The sequence below is a fragment of the Geobacter sp. genome (assembly GCA_009684525.1).
GTDB lineage: Bacteria > Desulfobacterota > Desulfuromonadia > Geobacterales > DSM-12255 > Geoanaerobacter.
Window position 1 is genome coordinate 311,593 of record WKKR01000004.1, and the last position, 18,298, is coordinate 329,890.

An 18,298-nucleotide genomic window follows, 5' to 3' on the forward strand; every position below is an offset into this window, starting at 1 on the left:
GTATCCTGCTGGCTACACCATGTCAAATGAAAAGACAAGAAGAACAGCCCAATCGGCAAGACCAGCCGAAGGCTGGCCAGCCTCAGCCCATAGGCCGAGACCGAATCTACTCACACCCATCTGGAGATTTCCCTAAATGGACATTCCACGGATCTTCACTATCACCGAAAGTGCTCACCGCATCCATAACCCGTTCACACCCGAAAAGCTTGCTACTCTCGGAGCGGCGCTACGTCTGGAATCGGGGACCCGAGTGCTCGACCTCGGCAGCGGTTCGGGGGAGATGCTGTGCACCTGGGCACGCGATTATGGTAGCCGGTGCGGCCACCGCAACGCCTGCTGCCCCCCCTTGCGCTGATCTGCAGCGTCGTGTGCACCCCAAAAGTGGAAAAACTTCCCGCAATGGTTATACTTTTCTCCCAAGGGCAAACCGTTTTTGCCGACTGGTGAGAAATGGCCATGAAACGACGCGTACCATTTCAGCGGCCCAGCGTCTCACCTTCCCTGCCGGCCATCGACACGTCCATTACATGAGATCCGATGAAATGAGAAGGTCCTACGGAGGAGCTGCAAATGTCGTCTGCCATAGAGCATTACACCTGCACGTCAGCAGAAGATATGCTGGAAAAACTGAGGCCCACACATGAACTCTGGCGGGGCACCCGCCAGTTCTGGGTATTCCGGGGGCTCTGGAACGACGATTTTACCCTCATCCCCAGCGCGTTGCGCAGTTCCCCTGCGGCAAAGCTCGGCTATACCTTTGCCCCGAAGAAAGGGGTCCAGCCGACCAACCAGGAGCAAATAGAAGCCGAGTTCCGAAGGCTGCACGAATTTTACTGGTCCATCGACGCCCAGGGGCTTCTTGCGCCTGTGGACAGCAACCTGCTCCGGACACCCAAAGGGTGGCAACAACTCGAAAAGAAGATCACGAGTCAGGGATGGCCGATCGATGAACTGCTGCCACTCCTTGCCCTGGCACAGCATTACGGCGTGCACACGCGTCTGTTGGACTGGAGCGACAAGCCGCTTGTCGCGGCGTATTTCGCGGCAAAGAAGGCTGTCGAGAAGGCCAGCGCACAATTCCTCAGTGTATGGGCCCTGAATCTCGACTGGGTAGCAAACACGGCATTTCCTGGCGGCTTAAACACGTCCGTTTACATAGTCACGGCGCCCCATGCCTCGAATCCCAACCTGCATGCCCAGGGTGGCATCTTTACAACGGAAATGCTTACCAGGACCGCATTCCCCAAACCGGTGAACTGCAAACCGGTGAACATCCTCATTGAAAAGGAATGGAAAGCCCTGCGTTGCGCGGACCCGGTAATGGGGCACTTCAAGCTGCCCAGTTCCGAGGCGAGGAAACTGCTTCGGTTGCTCAACCAGGAAGGGATAAACGCGGCAACAATCTATCCGGGCTACAAGGGGGTCGCTGATTCGCTGATCGAACGGGAACTGTGGGACATCCCCGAGCGGGCGACCTACTGGATGAAATAACCCTCGGACCGAAACACCGGAGCCGACAACACGTCGGATCGACGTTCCCATCGGGATCACATCCCTGCAGTACATACCCACACAAAAAAAGGGGAGGCATGGCCTCCCCTTCATTTCATCACACTACCTTGTCGTTACATCAATGATCGATGGCCTTGGCCATGCCGATGCCGGTGTTCTGGCGGACGTAGATCTCGTCGAACATCTCTTCGGACTTGCGGCTCGGGAACGCCAGGCAGCCGATGATGGCGGCCAGGAAGCCAAGAGGAATGGAGATGATGCCCGGGTTCTTCAACGGGAAGAGCGGTGCATCCAGGCCCAGCATGGATTTGCCGTCCTTGTTCTTCTCGTAGTCGGCCTTGGCTTTTTCCATATCTTTTAGCTGCTTAGCGTTGAGCACAGTCCCTTCAGCTTGTTTTTTCTCCAGGGTAGTGAATATCTTCTGGGCGTCGGCAGCAACCTTCTTCGGATAGGTCATGTTCGGGGAGACCATCACCAGAGCGATAGCGGCCACAGTTCCGACTACCAGGCCGGAGATGACGCCGGCAGTGTTGAACTTGCGCCAGAACAGCGACATGAAGACGACCGGCAGGTTACCGGAGGAGGCAACGGCAAAAGCCAGTGCCACCAGGTGGGCTACGTTGGATTTCTCTGCCGCGATGCCGATCATGATGCCGGCGGCACCGACGAACAGGGAGGTAACGCGGGCAGCCATAACCTGCTCGTGCTGGTCGGCATGGCCGTCCTTGAAAACATTGACATAAACGTCATGGGCAATGGCTGCGGAGGCTGCCAGCACCAGGCCGGAGACCACCGCCAGAATGGTGGCGAAGGCAACAGCGCAGAGGAAGGCGAGGAAGATGTCGCCGATCACCGGGGCGATGTCGCCGCCCATTTTCTGGGCGAGCATCATGGCGGCCATGTTACCACCTTTGCCGATTCCGCTGATCGCCTGCGGGGTTACGTGGATGGCGGCGCCGAAGCCGAGCAGGGTGGTCAGGATATAGAAAGAACCGATGATGAACATGGCGATGATGACCGACTTGCGGGCGGCCTGGGCCGTCGGCACGGTGAAGAAGCGCATCAGGATGTGCGGCATGCCGGCGGTGCCGAGCACCAGGGCCATGCCGAGGGAGATCTGGTCGAGCGGTGCCTTCAGGAAGAGGCCCGGCTCAAGGAAGCGCTGGCCGTAGTCGAAACCGGGCACCGGCAGCGGGTCTTTGAGGACTACCTTCTGTACGTGCTCGATGATGTTCGGGCTGGTGGCGATGTCGGTGAAAAACTGGATCGGGTTAAATCCTGATTTTGCTGCAACCAGAATCGACAGGAGCGCTGCACCGGACATGAGCAGGCCGGCCTTGATGATCTGGACCCAGGTGGTGGCGGTCATGCCGCCGAAGACGACGTAGCCGACCATCAGGATGCCGACGCCGATGATGGCGGTCTTGTAGGGGACACCGATCAGGAGCTGCATCAGCTTGCCGGCACCGACCATCTGGGCGGTGAGGTAGAAGGTGGAGACAACAACCGTTGAGAGAGCGGCCACGGCGCGCACCGGCTTCGGCTCGGTCCTGAAGGAAAGGATGTCCCCCAGGGTGTACTTGCCGGCGTTGCGGCAGGGCTCGGCGATGATCAGGAGCACGGTGATGTAGGCGACCAGCCACCCCACCGAGTACATGAAGCCGTCATAGCCGTAAAGCGAGATCAGACCGGAAATCCCCAGGAACGAGGCTGCCGACATGTAGTCGCCGGCGATGGCCCAGCCGTTCTGGGTGCCGGTGATCCCGCCGCCGGCCGCATAGAAGTCCGCTGCCGATTTGGTCTTCTTGGCCGACCAGACAACGACCCCCATGGTGATGGCAACGATGGCCACGAACATGGTAATGGTGATGGCCTTGTTGGCCTTGATTTCAGTCTTGACCGGTGCTGCCGGTGCCGGGGTAGCGGTCTGCTGCATGGCCGCGGGTGCGGCCGGGGTGGTGGCTGCGGGCGCGGTTACGGCCGAAGCGTTGGTGGTGTCAGGGGCCTTGGCCGGCTCGGCAAAGGCGACGGAGCCCACGGAAAGGGCCAGGGTCAATGCGACGAACAGTTTTTTCATGTGTCCTTTCCTCCTTTCCTATTTGAGCTCGTCCACCAGCTCGCGAGTCAGCCGGTCGAAGTCTTTGTTGGCAACGTGGGCATAGTAAATGGCCAGTCCCCAGGAGACGAAGAACTGGGAGAGGGCGAACAGGTAGCCGAAGTTGACCGGCCCGATCACCTTGATCTTGAAGAGCCCCGGCGCATAGGCCGCGCCGATGGGGAGGAGGAAGTAGTACACGGTGGAGAAAATCCACCAGCCGAAAAGAAAGGCGGATTTCTTTCTGTGAAGCTCGACGAACTTCGGGTTTTTGGCAATGGCTGTCCAGTCGTACTGCTTCTGTGCCATGGCTGTTACTCCTTTCGCATGAAAATGTGTTCGAGAAGCGGCGTCCCGTTCCCGCAATTCAACCCGATTCTGAAATCTCCCTCCTTTCGTATATGATGGTGAAACGAAGTCAGTTATCCTCGGGCATAACCGAATCGTTCCGAAAGCATCTCAGCTCCTTCCTGCAAGGAGGGGATGATCTCGGTTTCCAGCCGGTCGGCGAGCATCCTGAATGAAGGTGCCAGCATGGTGATGGCGCCTACCACCTTGCCGGCATAGTCCTTGACCGCAACGGCAACGCTGATTATCCCATCTCCCAGGCCGTTACGGTCTACGGCGACCCCCTTTTTCCGGATGTCGTCAAGCTCTGATTCGAGCAGCCGCAGATTGCACGGAGCTTTTCTGCGCCTCCCCCGCTTGACATTGGAATTCGTGTCTCTGCATTCCAGGGCCTTGATGGCCTTGCCAGCCGCGTTACTGAAGAAGGGGAACCGCTGACCGACCAGAGGTGCCGCCTTGACTTTCTGCCTGCAGTCGACCATATCCAGGAACATGACCTCATCATCCTTCAGCACGGTCATGTAGACCGCTTCATCGTGCTTTTTCGCCAGCTCTTCCATGACGGGATGGGCATAGGTGATGATTGTGGATTTGTTGAGAATTTTTTGGGAAAGACCGACAGCACTGATCCCGAGCCGGTACGTGCCGCTGAGCTGGTCGCGTTCGACCATTCCTCGCATTTCAAGGGTAGCCATCAGGCGAAACGCCTTGTTCCTGGAAATGTGCAATTGAGAACAGAGGTGCGGCAGCGAAATGTGCCCTGATTCCGAGGCGAGTATCAATTCGAGTACGTCGAAAACGACGTCAATAGAACGTATGGAATAATCCGGGTTGATTTTTCGTATCATGGCCAGACCTCATCAATTCGCTTTTCATCAGATATATAACTGTCTGAGAGCCGCAGAGCGCGAGATCATGCCAAAACAATGCACCTCTCCTGTCCAGGTGGAAAACCTGGCAACGCCTGGTAAATGGGAGTCCGTACCGAACCGATGTCGGGATACACTACCACGGACAGCCGCAGAGATTCTCCGCAGCTGTCCCCCTATGTCACAGGCAAAACGAGGAGAAAATTGATCAGGCGCTCAGGGGAAAAGGAATGGGAGGGGCACGGGAGGCGTGTTGCAGCGAGGGAGTGAACGTCGAGAAGGAAAACTCATCAATCGAGGAGAGGAACCCGACACATTGGATTCTGACGAGAACGGGACTCTGATGCGGGAGGACAAAATCAACCTGCAGCTGCTGTACGACTTCAACTGACTTTTTCGATATGCTTTCTAGTACGGCGCGGGGACGCTGTTTTGGAGCCCCCCCCCCTGAGAGAAACGGATTGCGCATCCCCAGGAAAACCAGGAAAAACGAAGCCAGAATGATGGAGCTGTAGAGTATTTTCCTGTTCATGGCCAGCCCGTCGAGTACCTGCGTGAATATCGCCCGAGCAGTGAAATGCGTGATCACCCGGGAAGCAGCGTGAAGAAAATATAACAACTTTATATTTAGTACGCAACATAAAATATAAAAAAAATTTCAGTTCGTAACACGTCGAATATTATTGACAAAAATATTTGAACAACGTCGCATCATCCAGTTAATTCTCCATATACTGGGATATTTCATTGCGGGAAAAAGTGGGGGGGCACGATGGAACGGCAGGATAGTAGCCGCATCAGGAAGGTTCGTGAAGGGGAGGAGAGCAGGCGGAAGTGGGCGCCGTCAGGATACACGGTGGACATACGGGGTCAGAGATCCATGATCATGGCGATCTCGTCGCAGTCGGGAAACTTGACGCACTTGACGCAATCGCCCCAGACCTTGTGGGGGAGTTCGGATTTGTCCACGATGCGGAAACCAAAGCGTGCAAAGAAATCCGGCTTGTAGGTGAGACAGAAGACCCGCTTCAGCCCCAGGGCGCGGGCCTCGTCGATACACGCCTGCACCACCTGACTGCCGATCCCCTTCCCTCCCGCCTCTTCCGCAACAGCTACGGAACGGACCTCGGCAAGATCGTCCCAGACGATATGCAGCGCCGCCGTGCCGAGTATCTGGCCATCCTCCTCGATGACGAAAAAGTCGCGGATCGCTTCGTAGAGTTCGGAAAGCGAGCGGGAGAGCATGTCCCCCCTGCTGGCAAAATGGGTGAGCAGTTTCTGGATCGGTTTGACATCCTTGATCTGTGCTTTACGAAGCATGGCGCTGTGCCTCCTCTATCAATTCCCGTGCATGCTCTCGGGTCGTGTCGGTGATGGTGACTCCGCCGAGCATCCGTGCTATCTCGGCGATCCGTTGCTCGGCTGAGAGCAGTGCTACCCTGGTGACCGTGCGCCCCTCGTCCTGTCCCTTGCCGACACGGTAATGGCGGTCGGCAAAGGCTGCAACCTGGGGGAGATGGGTGATGCAGAGGACCTGCTGGCCCGCGGCAACCCGCTTGAGCTTCTGCCCCACCAGGGCCGAGGTGGCCCCGCCGATGCCGGTATCGACCTCGTCGAAGACCAGGGTCGGGACGTCGCTCTCGGGATGAAGCTGCTTCAAGGCCAGCATGAGCCGTGACAGCTCTCCACCCGAGGCGATGCGGGCCAAGGGTCGTGGCGGCTCCCCCGGATTGGGGGAAAAGAGAAACTCGACCCGCTCCAGACCCGTCGAGCGCGGCTCGTTCAGCTCTTCAAACGATACGGCAAAGATGGCATGTGGCATGGCAAGATCCGCCATCTCTCGCGCCATTGCCTTGCCGAGGGTGCCGGCCGCCTCTTGCCGGGCAGCGGAAAGCAGCTTCCCCTGCTCGGCCATGCACCGGCCGAGTTCCGCCAGCCGGGACTCCAGCTCGCCCCGTGCGGCAGCAACGGAGCCGAGCTGGGCCAGTTCGTTGTCGATCGCCTCTTTGAAAGCAAGAAGCTCCTCGACGGTCGGTGCATATTTCTTTTGCAGCCTGCCGATGAGGTCGAGCCGGTCGTCAAGCTGCTGCAGTCGGGCAGGGTCCGCCTCGATGCGGCCGGCATAGTCACGCAGCGTCAGCGCCGTGTCCTCCAGCTGGAGATAGGCACCTTCCAGGGACTCCCTGACCGGGGCAAGCCGGGGGTCCAGCGCCGTCACATCGCCGATCCCGGATGCCGCCCCCTTCAAAAGCCCCAGAAGCGGCGCGTCTCCGCCATAGAGCAGTTCATAGGCCCCCTGGGCAGCGCCCATCAGGCGCTCGGCATGGACTAACAGCTGCCGCTCCCGCTCCAGTTCCTCTTCTTCGCCGGCCTGCAGCCGGGCATCGGCGATCTCCGTCGACTGGAAGCTCAACAGGTCGATCCGCCGCTCCCGTTCCCTCTCCCCCTCGTCCAGCTCGGCCAGTTCCCGCTCTGTCTGGCGATAGCGGGCGTACAGGTTCCCGTACTCCTGGCGGAGAGCGGTGCATCCGGCGAAATCGTCGAAGAGGAGCAGGTGGTTGTCCGGTTTCAGCAGGGTCTGGGCCTCGTGCTGGCCGTAGATGTTGATGCAGCGGCGGGCGACCTCGGTCAGGACGCCGAGGGTTGCCAGACCGCCGTTGAGAAAGATCCGGTTCTTGCCGGTCTTGGCCACGACCCGTTTCACCAGGAGTTCGCCGTCCCCTTCGATCCCGTTTTCGGCAAGGAATGCCTGCAGCTCCGGCCGGCCGTTAAGATCGAACACCGCCTCCACCGTTGCCTCTTCGGCACCGGACCGGATCAGCTCGCTGCTGGCACGCCCCCCCATGAGGAGCGACACGGCATCGACGATGATCGACTTGCCGGCGCCGGTCTCGCCGGTGAGGAGATTGAGCCCCGGACCGAAAGCCACGTGCAGGGTGTCGATGATGGCGATATTCTTGATGTTCAGGTCGGTCAGCATAGGCAATCAATTATATGCAGGGAATTTTACCGTTCGCCCCATTTCAGCTTTGTCCGCAACACCTCGAAAAAGTCCCTGGTCTTGGAACTGACCAGCCGCGAACAGTGCTGGGCCCGGCGGACCATGATCATGTCGCCGCTTTTCAATTCTACCCCAACCTGGCCGTCGAGGGTAAGAAATATATCCTCGTCCTCCAGAGACTTGACGGTGATGTTGATCAGGGCGTCGTCGGCAACCACGATGGGCCGGTTGGTGAGTGTGTGGGGGCAGATCGGGGTGATCACCAGGCAGTTCATGGCAGGATGGATGATCGGTCCGCCCGCGGAGAGCGAATAGCCGGTGGAACCGGTGGGGGTGGATATGATCAGACCATCGGCCTTGAAGGTGGTGAGATGGTGGCTGTTGACCAGGGTCTCCAGGTCGATGATCCGCGCCAGGGCCCCCTTGTTGATGACGATGTCGTTGAGCACCTGATGGCGGGCGATCTCCTCGCCGCTACGCAGCACGGTGGAGTCGAGCATCATCCGTTCCGAAACGCTGTACTCTCCCTGCAGACAGTCTTCGACGATCGGGTAGAGCTCGTCCAGGGTGATCTCGGTGAGGAAGCCGAGACTCCCCAGGTTGACCCCCAGGATCGGGATGTTGCGACCGCCGATGAGGCGGGCTGCCGAAATGAGGGTACCGTCCCCCCCCAGCACGACCACCAGATCGGCCTGTTCCGCTATGGCATCCTTCTCGATGCCGTCGGGGAGGCCGAGATGATGGGCCAGGTGGGCCTCCACCAGCGTCGGCACCCCGCGCGCCTTCAGCCAGGTTACCAGCTCCCCGGCAACCACCTGGCAGCGCGGATCGTGCATCTTGGCGACAATGGCAACCCGTTTCATGGATGCGCTCCTATCGTGGCGGTGCGGCTGAAGAGCAACTGAATTGTTCGCCCCGGCAGGCACTGCGCGAAGCTTGACACCGCCAGGGCGGAAAAGAACCCTTTCCGGACGGAAACTAACTAGCACAGTTCATTTTTTCTGTCCAATGGAAATTCCGGTGATTGCCGCTATAATGAGTGATGATTCAGACTTCCGCAATTGAAAACCGCCAACTCACAGAGGGCCTGCATGGATTACCTACCTGAAGGACAGATGGAGACCGCCGAACTGGACAGCATGATGCTGGTCATCAAGGCCTTTCTCGAACACCTGGAATACAACCTGGGCAAGGACAAGTATTCGGCAAGCCGCTACGACATCTACAATGCCCTGGCCTACGCGGTACGCGACCGGATGGTGGAACGCTGGCTCGACACCCAGCAGGCCTACTACAACAGCGACCAGAAGCGGGTCTACTACATCTCCATGGAATTCCTGATGGGGCGGACCCTGGAGAACAGCCTGATCAACCTGGGGATCTACGACGAGTTCCGGGAGGCCATGACCTCGCTGGGGTACAATTTCGAAGAGATCATCGACGACGAGCAGGATGCCGGGCTCGGCAACGGCGGCCTGGGACGCCTGGCAGCCTGTTTCCTCGACTCCATGGCCACCATGAGCATCCCGGCCTATGGCTACGGCATCCGCTACGAATACGGCATCTTCCGCCAGAAGATCGTGGACGGCGCACAGATGGAGCTCCCCGACAACTGGCTCCGCTACCGTAATCCCTGGGAAATGGACCGCCAGGAGCACCTCCATCCGGTCAAATTCTACGGCAAGGTGATCACCACCACCGATCGTCACGGACGCACGGTCCACAACTGGGTCGATACCGAAGATGTCATGGCCATGGCCTATGACACCCCGATCCCCGGCTACCGGAACAACACGGTGAACACCATGCGGCTCTGGAGCGCCAAGTCCAGCCGCGAATTCGATCTCAAGTTCTTCAACGAGGGGAACTACATCCGCGCCGTGGAAAAGAAGATGCTCTCGGAAAACATCTCCAAGGTCCTCTACCCGGCCGACAACGTCCTTGAAGGAAAGGAACTCCGCTTCAAGCAGGAATACTTCCTTGCCTCGGCCACGGTCCACGATGTACTCTACCGCTTCAAGAAGATGCACAAGGACATGAAGCTCCTGCCGGAAAAGGTGGCAATCCAGCTGAACGACACCCACCCGTCGCTGGCAGTGCCGGAATTGATGCGGGTTCTCATCGACCTGGAAAAACTGGACTGGGACGATGCCTGGAATATCACCAGCAAGATCTTCGCCTACACCAACCACACCATCCTTCCCGAAGCCCTGGAAAAATGGCCGGTCTGGTTCTTCGAGCAGATCCTGCCGCGCCACCTGATGATCATTTACGAGATCAACAACCGCTTTCTGGAAGAGGTGCGCAAACGCTTCCCCGGCGACAACGACCGCGCGGCAAGGATGTCGATCATCGAGGAAAACTGGGAACGGAAGGTCCGCACGGCCCATCTCTGCATCGTTGCCAGCCACTCGGTCAACGGCGTGGCGGCGCTGCACAGCGAGATCCTGAAGAACGCCCTCTTCAAGGATTTCTACGAGATGTACCCTGAACGGTTCAACAACAAGACCAACGGCATCACCCAGCGACGCTGGCTGAAGAAGTCCAATACTCCCCTCTCCGCCCTGATCAGCGAATATATCGGCGAAGGGTGGATCACCGATCTTTTTGAGATGAAAAACCTGGTTCCTCTTGCCGAAGATCCGGTCTTTGTGGCACGCTGGCAGCAGGTGAAGCGGGCCAACAAGGAAAAGCTGGCCAGGTGCATCGCCCATCACAACCGGATCTCGGTAGATGTGGATTCCCTCTTCGACTGCCAGGTGAAACGGATCCACGAGTACAAGCGGCAGCTTCTGAACGTCCTTCATGTCATTACGCTGTACAACCGGATCAAGGAGAACCCCGACCGGGACGTGGTGCCCCGGACCGTCATCTTCAGCGGCAAGGCGGCCCCCTCCTATTTCATCGCCAAGCTGATCATCAACCTGATCAATGCCGTGGGCAATGTGGTGAACGATGACCCGGATGTCCGCAACCGGCTCAAGGTGGTGTTCCTGGCCAATTACAGCGTCTCCCTGGCAGAGAAGATCTTCCCGGCCTCCGATCTCTCCCAGCAGATTTCCACCGCCGGGACCGAGGCGTCCGGCACCGGCAACATGAAGTTCGCCCTGAACGGCGCCCTCACCATCGGCACCCTGGACGGTGCCAACATCGAGATGCGGGAAGAGGTCGGGCCGGAGAACATGTTCATCTTCGGGCTCACCGCCGACGAAGTCGGGGCCATCCGCCGGCGCGGCTACAACCCGCGGGACTATTACAGCCACAACCCGGAACTGAAAAAGGTGCTGGACATGATCGCCGAGGGGTTTTTCTCCCCCCAGGCCCCGGAGCTCTTCCGGCCGATCGTCGATACCCTGCTCAACCAGGGGGATTACTACATGGTCCTGTGTGACTATGAGTCCTACATCGCCTGCCAGGAGCGGGTGAGCGAACTCTACCGCGACCAGGCTGCCTGGGCACGGCAGTCGATCCTCAACTGCGCCGGCATGGGCAAATTCTCCAGCGACCGGACCATAGCAGAGTATGCCGAAGAGATCTGGGACGTCACCACCCTGGAGGTGGAGGCAACGGTGCAGCATTGCCTCCACGAAGGAATCTGCCTGGAAAAACATTAGTTCACCCGACTCCCATGGACCTTTTTGCCGACGCCGCAACACGAGATTCACGACAGAACGCCCCGCTGGCCGAGCGGATGCGCCCCCGCGCCCTCGACGAATACGTGGGGCAGGAGCATTTGCTGGGGCCGGGCAGGATGCTGCGCAGCCTGATCGAGGACGACCAGGTTCCCTCGCTGATCCTCTGGGGACCGCCCGGTTCGGGCAAGACCACCCTGGCACAGGTCATCGCCAACGCCACCAAGGCTCACTTCATCTTCTTCTCCGCCATCCTCACCGGCGTCAAGGAGATCCGCGAAGTCCTGAAAGAGGCCGAGGACGAGCGGAAGTACCACGGCAAGCGGACCATCCTCTTTGTCGACGAGATCCATCGCTTTAACAAGGCCCAGCAGGACGCCTTTCTCCCCTACGTGGAGAGAGGGATCTTCACCATCATCGGCGCCACCACCGAAAACCCCTCCTTCGAGGTGGTGGCACCGCTCCTCTCCCGCTGCAAGGTGCTGGTCCTGAACCCGCTGAGCGACGACGACGCCCTCGGCATCCTCCGCCACGCCCTCGCCGATGCCGAACGCGGCCTCGGCTCGCTCGGCCTCGCCTGCGACGACGACGCCCTCGCCTTCATCGCCCAGCAGTCAGGAGGAGATGCCCGGATCGCCCTCAATACCCTTGAGACCGCTTCCCGGCTCGCCAGGGATGGCCACATCGTCCTGGAAACCGCCAGGGAGGCGTTGCAGAAAAAGGCACTCCTCTATGACCAGGCCGGCGAAGAGCATTACAACGTCATCTCCGCCTTCATCAAGTCGATGCGAGGTTCCGACCCTGATGCCGCTCTCTACTGGCTGGCGCGGATGATCGAGGCGGGCGAGGACCCGATCTTCATCCTCCGCAGGATGGTCATTCTCGCCAGCGAGGATATCGGCAATGCCGATCCCCGCGCCCTCCAGGTAGCGGTGTCGGCCCTGCAGGGATTCCAGCTGGTCGGCATGCCCGAAGGGAGGATCATCATGGCCCAGGCAACGACCTACCTAGCAACCGCGCCCAAGTCCAACGCTTCCTATGCCGGGATCAACGCGGCACTTGCAGAGGTGAGAGCGAGCGGCGCCCTGCCGGTCCCGCTGCAGATCCGCAACGCCCCCACCAGGCTGATGAAGGAACTCGGTTACCACAAGGGGTACAAATACGCCCACGACTTTGCCGAAGGGTACGCCAGCCAGGAGTATCTACCGGAAAAGCTGCAGGGGCGGACCTTCTATGCCCCCCAGGGGCATGGCTACGAAAAGACCATCAAGGAACGCATGGCATATCTGCGACAACTGCAGAAACAGCGTGAAGGAGAAACCGAATGAAGAAGATCGGCATCTTGACCAGCGGCGGCGACTGTTCGGGGATGAACGCCTGTATACGGGCTGCAGTCCGGACGGCGCTCCGGATGAACATGGAAGTGGTGGGATTTCGCAAGGGTTATCTGGGGCTGATGAAGGGAGACTGCATCCCCCTCGATACCAAGGCGGTCTCCGGCATCCTCCACCGTGGCGGCACGTTCCTTCAGTCTGCCCGCTCAGAAGAGTTCCGCACCCCCGAGGGGCAGAAAAAAGCAATGGGAATCCTTGCCGATCTCAAGATCGACGGCCTGGTGGTCATCGGCGGTGACGGTTCGCTCAAGGGCGCCCAGGCCCTCCATCGCCTCGGCATGCCGGTGGTCGGCGTTCCTGCCAGCATCGACAACGACATCCCCTACACCGACATGGCCCTGGGGGTGGACTCTGCCCTCAACAACATCATTTACGCCGTCGACTGCATCAAGGATACGGCCAGCTCCCATGCCCGCGCCTTTGTCATCGAGGTGATGGGGCGCAATTCAGGCTATCTTGCCAGCATCGCCGCCATTGCCTCCGGCGCGGAGTATGCCCTGGTGCCCGAACGGGAGACCGACCTCGCCGAGATCTGCCAGCAGCTGCGGGCACGCTACGAAGAGGGGCGCGACAACGCCATCATCATCCTTGCGGAAGGGGCCGGTCACGGCGACGAGATTGCCGCTACCATCAAGGACGCCATCGGCTTCGAGACCCGCGTCACCGTGCTCGGGCACTACCAGCGCGGCGGTGCCCCGACGGTCTTCGACCGGCTGCTGGCAAGCCGGTTCGGAAAGAACGCCGTCGAATTCCTGGCAAACGGCCAGCGTGGCGTCATGGTCGGGCTTTCCTGCAATTCGGTGCTCTCCACCCCCATCGATGACGTGGTAAAAGGTGAAAAGCGCCCGCAGGACGAGGTATTGCGGCTGGCAGAGGTCCTGGGCATCTAGCAGGTTGCTGAAAACGAAGTTTCAGCGCAGCTAAAAACTCAGGTTGTTCAAAAACAGTCAGATCGTCGCACCCGCAGAAAGCCCTGCGGAGGCGTAGTACCCGTGGGCATAAACAGCGCTACGCCGCACAAGGCGGCTTTCGAGGACGGCGGCGATATGGCTGGTTTTCAACAACCTGCTAGGCCCGACACAGCTCGTCCGCCAGGCAGCCGATATGACGGCCGTCGGTGCCGCAGCACCCACCAAGGATCTTCATGCCGAGATCCCGGTAAAGCGCTGCCACTCCCTTGCCGAAGATCTCCGGCGCCTCCTCCACAAGACATGCACAGTCGTCCAGCTCCTCGGGGGTGAGTGCGGCCGTGTTGGCCAACAGGCCGATGATCCGTTCCCGCACCAGGGGCGATGCATTGGCCTCGTGCAGAAGCGCTGCCCTGAAGATGGTGGAATGGGTGCAGTTGACCAGATAGGCCAGGGGCCGGGGCGAAACCGCGGCATCGATAGTCGCAATCGCCTCTTTCAGCGGGGTGCCGTCCAGGAGGGTCCCTTCGGGGCGGACGACGAAACTGACGAGATACGGCGTGCCGGTCGCGGCCATGGCGACAGCGAGCCCCTGCGCCTCGCTGAGGGCAGGCAGGGTGGCGGCAAGAAGAGAGTCCACCCCGGCTGCGGCCAGCCGGTCTGCCTGCCAGGCGTGAAACTCCCGCGCCGCTGTAACGGTCAGGGCCTCTTCCGGGGCGTAGGCATTGCCGCGGCAGCTCATCAGGCCGCAGATCGCAATCTTTTCCCCATAGTCACCGTAGCTGTCCCGCACCGCGGCAAGGAAGCGAAAGTTGTCGCCATTGACGTCCCGGTCGGCATAGCCGGCAGCTTCGATCCGTTCCCTGCTTGCCCGCCAGGTCGGGGTGGAGAGGAGTAGCGGCAGCCCGCTTCGCTTGCCGATCTCCAGGTACTCGCGGCAGATGGCCTCCTGTGCCGCCCCTTTCGGGCCATCATAGAGAAAGGCGGCATTTACCAGCAAGGGATCGAGTTCAAGCACGGGATCGCGGCGCAGCCGCTCGATTACTGCCCCCTCGCCGAGGATGCAGGGAAACCGGTCCAGAAATGTCGGAAACGGGATGCGGCTCATCGTAGCTCCCTTTGTGGCATGTTTATCCTTCCAATAACGCCGGCAGATCCTTTTCGATCCGCTCGGGCGTATCAGTCGGCGCGTAGCGCTTCAGCACCTCACCCTTGCCGCTCACCAGGAATTTGGTGAAATTCCACTTGATCGCCTCGCTGCCGAACAGCCCTTTGCGCTCCGCCGTCAGGTAGCGGTAGAGCGGGTGCGCACCGGCGCCGTTCACCTCGATCTTGGCAAACAGGGGAAAACTGACCTCATAGGTCAGGGAGCAGAAACTCTTGATCTCTGCTTCGTCCCCCGGTTCCTGGTGGCCGAACTGGTCGCAGGGGAAGCCGAGCACCGCAAATCCCCGCTCCCGGTAGCTCCGGAACAGCCGTTCCAGACCGGCATACTGGGGGGTGAAGCCGCACTTGCTGGCGACATTGACGATCAGCAGCACCTGCCCGCGATAGTCGCCAAGGCTCTGCGGCTGCCCGTCGATGGTGGTCACCGTGAAATCGTAGATCGTCATACCGTACCTCCCCTCGCAGTGTCCTGATGATAGGATACAGCACCCGTGCCCGATGACAATGAATTTCTCCAGACCGGCATTGCTCGTCTGAGAGCGCTTTCATATTACTCACCATATATGCAATTTTTCGCATACATTTTTACATGACGGTGCTATACTGAGAACAGAGAAAAGCGGACTGAGCCAGGAGTCCCCGAGATTTTCTACAGCATTGATTGGAGGTGAATACCATGACAAGCGTAGGATGGGAATTTTACGGTATCAAGTTCAGTATGATGATGACGATGCTGGTGTCGGCGGTCATGTTTCTCAGTGTCTGGCTGGGGGCCAAAAAGGGTGGTCACATGACCCACGTTGACAGCATGGCAGGAGACGAGGGAGAAGATTTATAACAAGCGGAGCGCCGGGGAAGGGAAACTCCCTCCCCGGCCTTTGACTCGCACTGAAGCCGCCCGGCAGGGCGGCTTTTTCATTGGCAGACAGTGGATCGGCTCAATAACGGTAGTGTTCAGCCTTGTACGGACCTTCCACCGGCACGCCGATGTAATCGGCCTGCTCTTTGGTGAGGGTGGAGAGCACCGCATTCAGTTTCTTCAGCTGCAGACGCGCCACCTTCTCGTCCAGGTGCTTGGGGAGGGTATAGACGCCGACCGGGTATCTGCCCGGATTGCAGAAGATCTCGATCTGGGCGATGGTCTGGTTGGCGAACGATGAGGACATGACGTAGGAGGGGTGCCCGGTGGCGCACCCCAGGTTCACCAGCCGCCCCTTGGCCAATAGGATGATCCGGTTGCCGCTCGGCATGACCACATGGTCCACCTGGGGCTTGATCTCCTCCCACTGGTACTGCTCGATGCTCGCCACGTCGATCTCGTTGTCGAAATGACCGATGTTGCAGACAATGGCCTGGTCCTTCATCCGAACCAGGTGATCATGGGTGATGACGTGGTAGTTGCCGGTACAGGTAACGAAGATGTCGGCCTTGTCGGCCGCGTACTCCATGGTAACGACGCGGTACCCTTCCATGGCGGCCTGCAGGGCACAGATCGGGTCGATCTCGGTCACCCAGACCTGGGCCGACAGGGCACGCAGCGCCTGGGCCGAGCCCTTCCCCACATCGCCGTAGCCGCAGACCAGGGCGACCTTGCCCGCCACCATCACGTCGGTAGCCCGCTTGATGCCGTCCACCAGCGACTCGCGGCAGCCGTAGAGATTGTCGAACTTGGACTTGGTCACCGAATCGTTGACGTTGATGGCCGGGAAAGCCAGATCCCCCCGCTCGTGCATCTGGTAGAGACGGTGCACGCCGGTAGTAGTCTCCTCGGTCACCCCCTTGATCTGGGCGATGCGGGTCGAGTACCAGGTGGGATCGCTCTCCAGCTTCTTCCGGATGGCGGCAAAGAGGATCGTTTCCTCCTCCGAACCGGGGTTGTTCAGGACGCTCTTGTCCTTTTCCGCCCTGGTGCCGAGGTGAAGCAAGAGCGTCGCATCACCGCCGTCGTCCAGGATCATGTTGGAGAAGCCGCCGTCGGGCCACTCGAAGATCCGGTGGGTGTAGTCCCAGTACTGCTCAAGGGACTCCCCCTTGACGGCGAAGACCGCGGTGCCGCCGGCGGCAATGGCAGCCGCGGCATGGTCCTGGGTAGAGAAGATGTTGCAGGATGCCCAGCGCACCTCGGCACCAAGGGCTTTTAGGGTCTCGATCAGCACGGCGGTCTGGATGGTCATGTGCAGTGAGCCGGTGATGCGGGCGCCCTTCAGCGGCTGCTGGCCAGCATACTCATCGCGAATGGCCATGAGCCCCGGCATCTCGGTCTCGGCAATCCTGATCTCCTTTTTCCCCCACTCGGCCAGGGAAAGGTCTGCTACGATAAAGTCTTGTGACATGTGTTTCTCCTTTTTGTTAGATGTTGATCCTTCGTGACATTGTCTCCTCGACCGAAAACCGGTAAATGACGGATCGGGTTGCACCCTACTTTCCAGGTAACAAGCAAAAACGAGAATTCAATCTGCCGCTCTTACCACCAGGACAGCCTCGTGTCCCTTCATCCCTTCGATACGCTCACATCGGACATGGGGAAAACCGGCCGCCGAGAGCCATGCTGCAAGTTCATCCTCCTCAAACCCCAGCCACTGGTCGGCCAGTTGCTCCCGCACCCATTCCCGCTCATGCCGGGCAAGATCGACCAGGAGCAAAGAGCCGCCGGGGGCGAGCACGCGTCTGATCTCGGCCAGTACCGCCTGCGGGTCTGCTGCATGGTGCAGCACCATGTTGAGCACGGCGCACTCTGCCGCGTTATTCGGCAAAGGGAGATGGGTCATCTCCCCCAGGCGGAGCTCGATCCCGCCGAGACCCGCCGCTGCCAGCCTGCGCCTGGCCTCCTCCAGCATGGCTGGCGAGTGGTCGACGCCGATAACCCGCTTAGCTCTGGCAGCCAGGGCCGGCAGCAGGCCGCCAGTGCCGAGACCGATCTCCACCACGGTTACCCCCTCCGGTACCAGGGCCAGGAGCCGCTCCCGATACTCGGGGACCGGCAGCAGGGTCCGGGCGAGGTCGTCCCACTGGCGGGCATGGCGGTCGAAAAACTCCTGGCTTTTGCGGCGGCGCTCCTCAAGCACCGAAGCGACCGCAGCCAGGTCCCTGCCCCGCTCGGGCAGCGACCCTGTCCCCTGTTCGATGGCGTTACGGATGGCAGCAAAGAAAGAGGATTCTCCGCCGGCCCGGTAGTAGCTCCAGGTCCCCTGGCGCTTCACCGACAGCACCCCTGCCTCGGTCAGGATCTTCAGGTGCCGGGAGATCCGCGACTGCCCCATGCCGAGGATGGCGGTAAGCTCCTGGACGGTAAATTCGCCCCGCAAAAGCACTGCCACGAGACGCAATCGGCAGGGGTCGGCAAGGGCTTTGAGGACATCGAGCATAGCA

Annotated in this window: 15 protein-coding genes and 1 pseudogene; 6 read left to right on the forward strand and 10 right to left on the reverse strand. The window is 59.9% G+C overall.

Features of this window, described 5'->3' with window-relative positions:
- Positions 1 to 136: 136 nt before the first annotated feature.
- Both GJT30_14675 and GJT30_14680 read left to right on the forward strand, forming a co-directional pair.
- Positions 137 to 313 (forward strand): annotated as a pseudogene (locus GJT30_14675) (SAM-dependent methyltransferase).
- A 260-nt stretch (positions 314 to 573) separates the two neighbouring features.
- Entirely contained in the window at positions 574 to 1,494 is a 921-nt protein-coding gene (locus GJT30_14680; GenBank protein ID MSM40857.1) for an FRG domain-containing protein, read from the forward strand.
- Positions 1,495 to 1,633: 139 nt separating this feature from the next.
- On the opposite strand, the gene GJT30_14685 is transcribed toward GJT30_14680, so the two are convergent.
- The 6 genes from GJT30_14685 to GJT30_14710 all read right to left on the reverse strand — a co-directional run bounded on the left by GJT30_14685 (position 1,634) and on the right by GJT30_14710 (position 8,691).
- Positions 1,634 to 3,592, reverse strand: a complete 1,959-nt coding sequence (locus tag GJT30_14685) for a sodium/solute symporter (GenBank protein ID MSM40858.1) — start codon at positions 3,590 to 3,592, stop codon at positions 1,634 to 1,636.
- An 18-nt stretch (positions 3,593 to 3,610) separates the two neighbouring features.
- Positions 3,611 to 3,919: a DUF485 domain-containing protein gene (locus GJT30_14690; GenBank protein MSM40859.1), complete on the reverse strand. Its 309-nt coding sequence runs from the start codon at positions 3,917 to 3,919 to the stop codon at positions 3,611 to 3,613.
- Between the two features lie 113 nt (positions 3,920 to 4,032).
- A complete protein-coding gene (locus GJT30_14695; GenBank protein MSM40860.1) occupies positions 4,033 to 4,806 on the reverse strand; it encodes a helix-turn-helix domain-containing protein in 774 nt (257 codons plus the stop codon).
- A gap of 891 nt (positions 4,807 to 5,697) precedes the next feature.
- Positions 5,698 to 6,147 (reverse strand): N-acetyltransferase, encoded by a 450-nt coding sequence (locus GJT30_14700; protein ID MSM40861.1) that lies wholly within the window; start codon positions 6,145 to 6,147, stop codon positions 5,698 to 5,700.
- On the reverse strand, positions 6,137 to 7,807 hold the full coding sequence (gene recN / locus GJT30_14705; protein ID MSM40862.1) for a DNA repair protein RecN: 1,671 nt from the start codon (positions 7,805 to 7,807) through the stop codon (positions 6,137 to 6,139). The genes GJT30_14700 and recN overlap by 11 nt, the downstream gene beginning before the upstream one ends.
- A gap of 26 nt (positions 7,808 to 7,833) precedes the next feature.
- Complete coding sequence (locus GJT30_14710) at positions 7,834 to 8,691, reverse strand: NAD(+) kinase (protein ID MSM40863.1); 858 nt, start codon at positions 8,689 to 8,691, stop codon at positions 7,834 to 7,836.
- A gap of 228 nt (positions 8,692 to 8,919) precedes the next feature.
- Here GJT30_14710 and glgP point away from each other — a divergent pair, with 228 nt between their 5' ends.
- The 3 genes from glgP to pfkA are packed head-to-tail and all read left to right on the forward strand — an operon-like array spanning position 8,920 to position 13,744.
- Positions 8,920 to 11,442, forward strand: a complete 2,523-nt coding sequence (gene glgP / locus GJT30_14715) for a glycogen/starch/alpha-glucan family phosphorylase (protein ID MSM40864.1) — start codon at positions 8,920 to 8,922, stop codon at positions 11,440 to 11,442.
- A gap of 14 nt (positions 11,443 to 11,456) precedes the next feature.
- Positions 11,457 to 12,788, forward strand: a complete 1,332-nt coding sequence (locus GJT30_14720) for an AAA family ATPase (protein ID MSM40865.1) — start codon at positions 11,457 to 11,459, stop codon at positions 12,786 to 12,788.
- A complete protein-coding gene (gene pfkA / locus GJT30_14725) occupies positions 12,785 to 13,744 on the forward strand; it encodes a 6-phosphofructokinase (protein ID MSM40866.1) in 960 nt (319 codons plus the stop codon). The genes GJT30_14720 and pfkA overlap by 4 nt, the downstream gene beginning before the upstream one ends.
- 178 nt (positions 13,745 to 13,922) lie before the next feature.
- Here pfkA and GJT30_14730 read toward each other — a convergent pair whose 3' ends face one another.
- Complete coding sequence (locus GJT30_14730; protein ID MSM40867.1) at positions 13,923 to 14,870, reverse strand: homocysteine S-methyltransferase family protein; 948 nt, start codon at positions 14,868 to 14,870, stop codon at positions 13,923 to 13,925.
- Positions 14,871 to 14,892: 22 nt separating this feature from the next.
- Entirely contained in the window at positions 14,893 to 15,375 is a 483-nt protein-coding gene (locus GJT30_14735; protein ID MSM40868.1) for a redoxin domain-containing protein, read from the reverse strand.
- Between the two features lie 230 nt (positions 15,376 to 15,605).
- On the opposite strand from GJT30_14735, the gene GJT30_14740 reads away from it, so the two are divergent.
- On the forward strand, positions 15,606 to 15,767 hold the full coding sequence (locus GJT30_14740; GenBank protein ID MSM40869.1) for a hypothetical protein: 162 nt from the start codon (positions 15,606 to 15,608) through the stop codon (positions 15,765 to 15,767).
- 100 nt (positions 15,768 to 15,867) lie between these two features.
- On the opposite strand, the gene GJT30_14745 is transcribed toward GJT30_14740, so the two are convergent.
- Both GJT30_14745 and GJT30_14750 read right to left on the reverse strand, forming a co-directional pair.
- Entirely contained in the window at positions 15,868 to 17,262 is a 1,395-nt protein-coding gene (locus tag GJT30_14745) for an adenosylhomocysteinase (protein ID MSM40870.1), read from the reverse strand.
- Positions 17,263 to 17,379: 117 nt separating this feature from the next.
- Positions 17,380 to 18,294, reverse strand: a complete 915-nt coding sequence (locus GJT30_14750) for a metalloregulator ArsR/SmtB family transcription factor (protein MSM40871.1) — start codon at positions 18,292 to 18,294, stop codon at positions 17,380 to 17,382.
- Positions 18,295 to 18,298 lie beyond the last annotated feature (4 nt).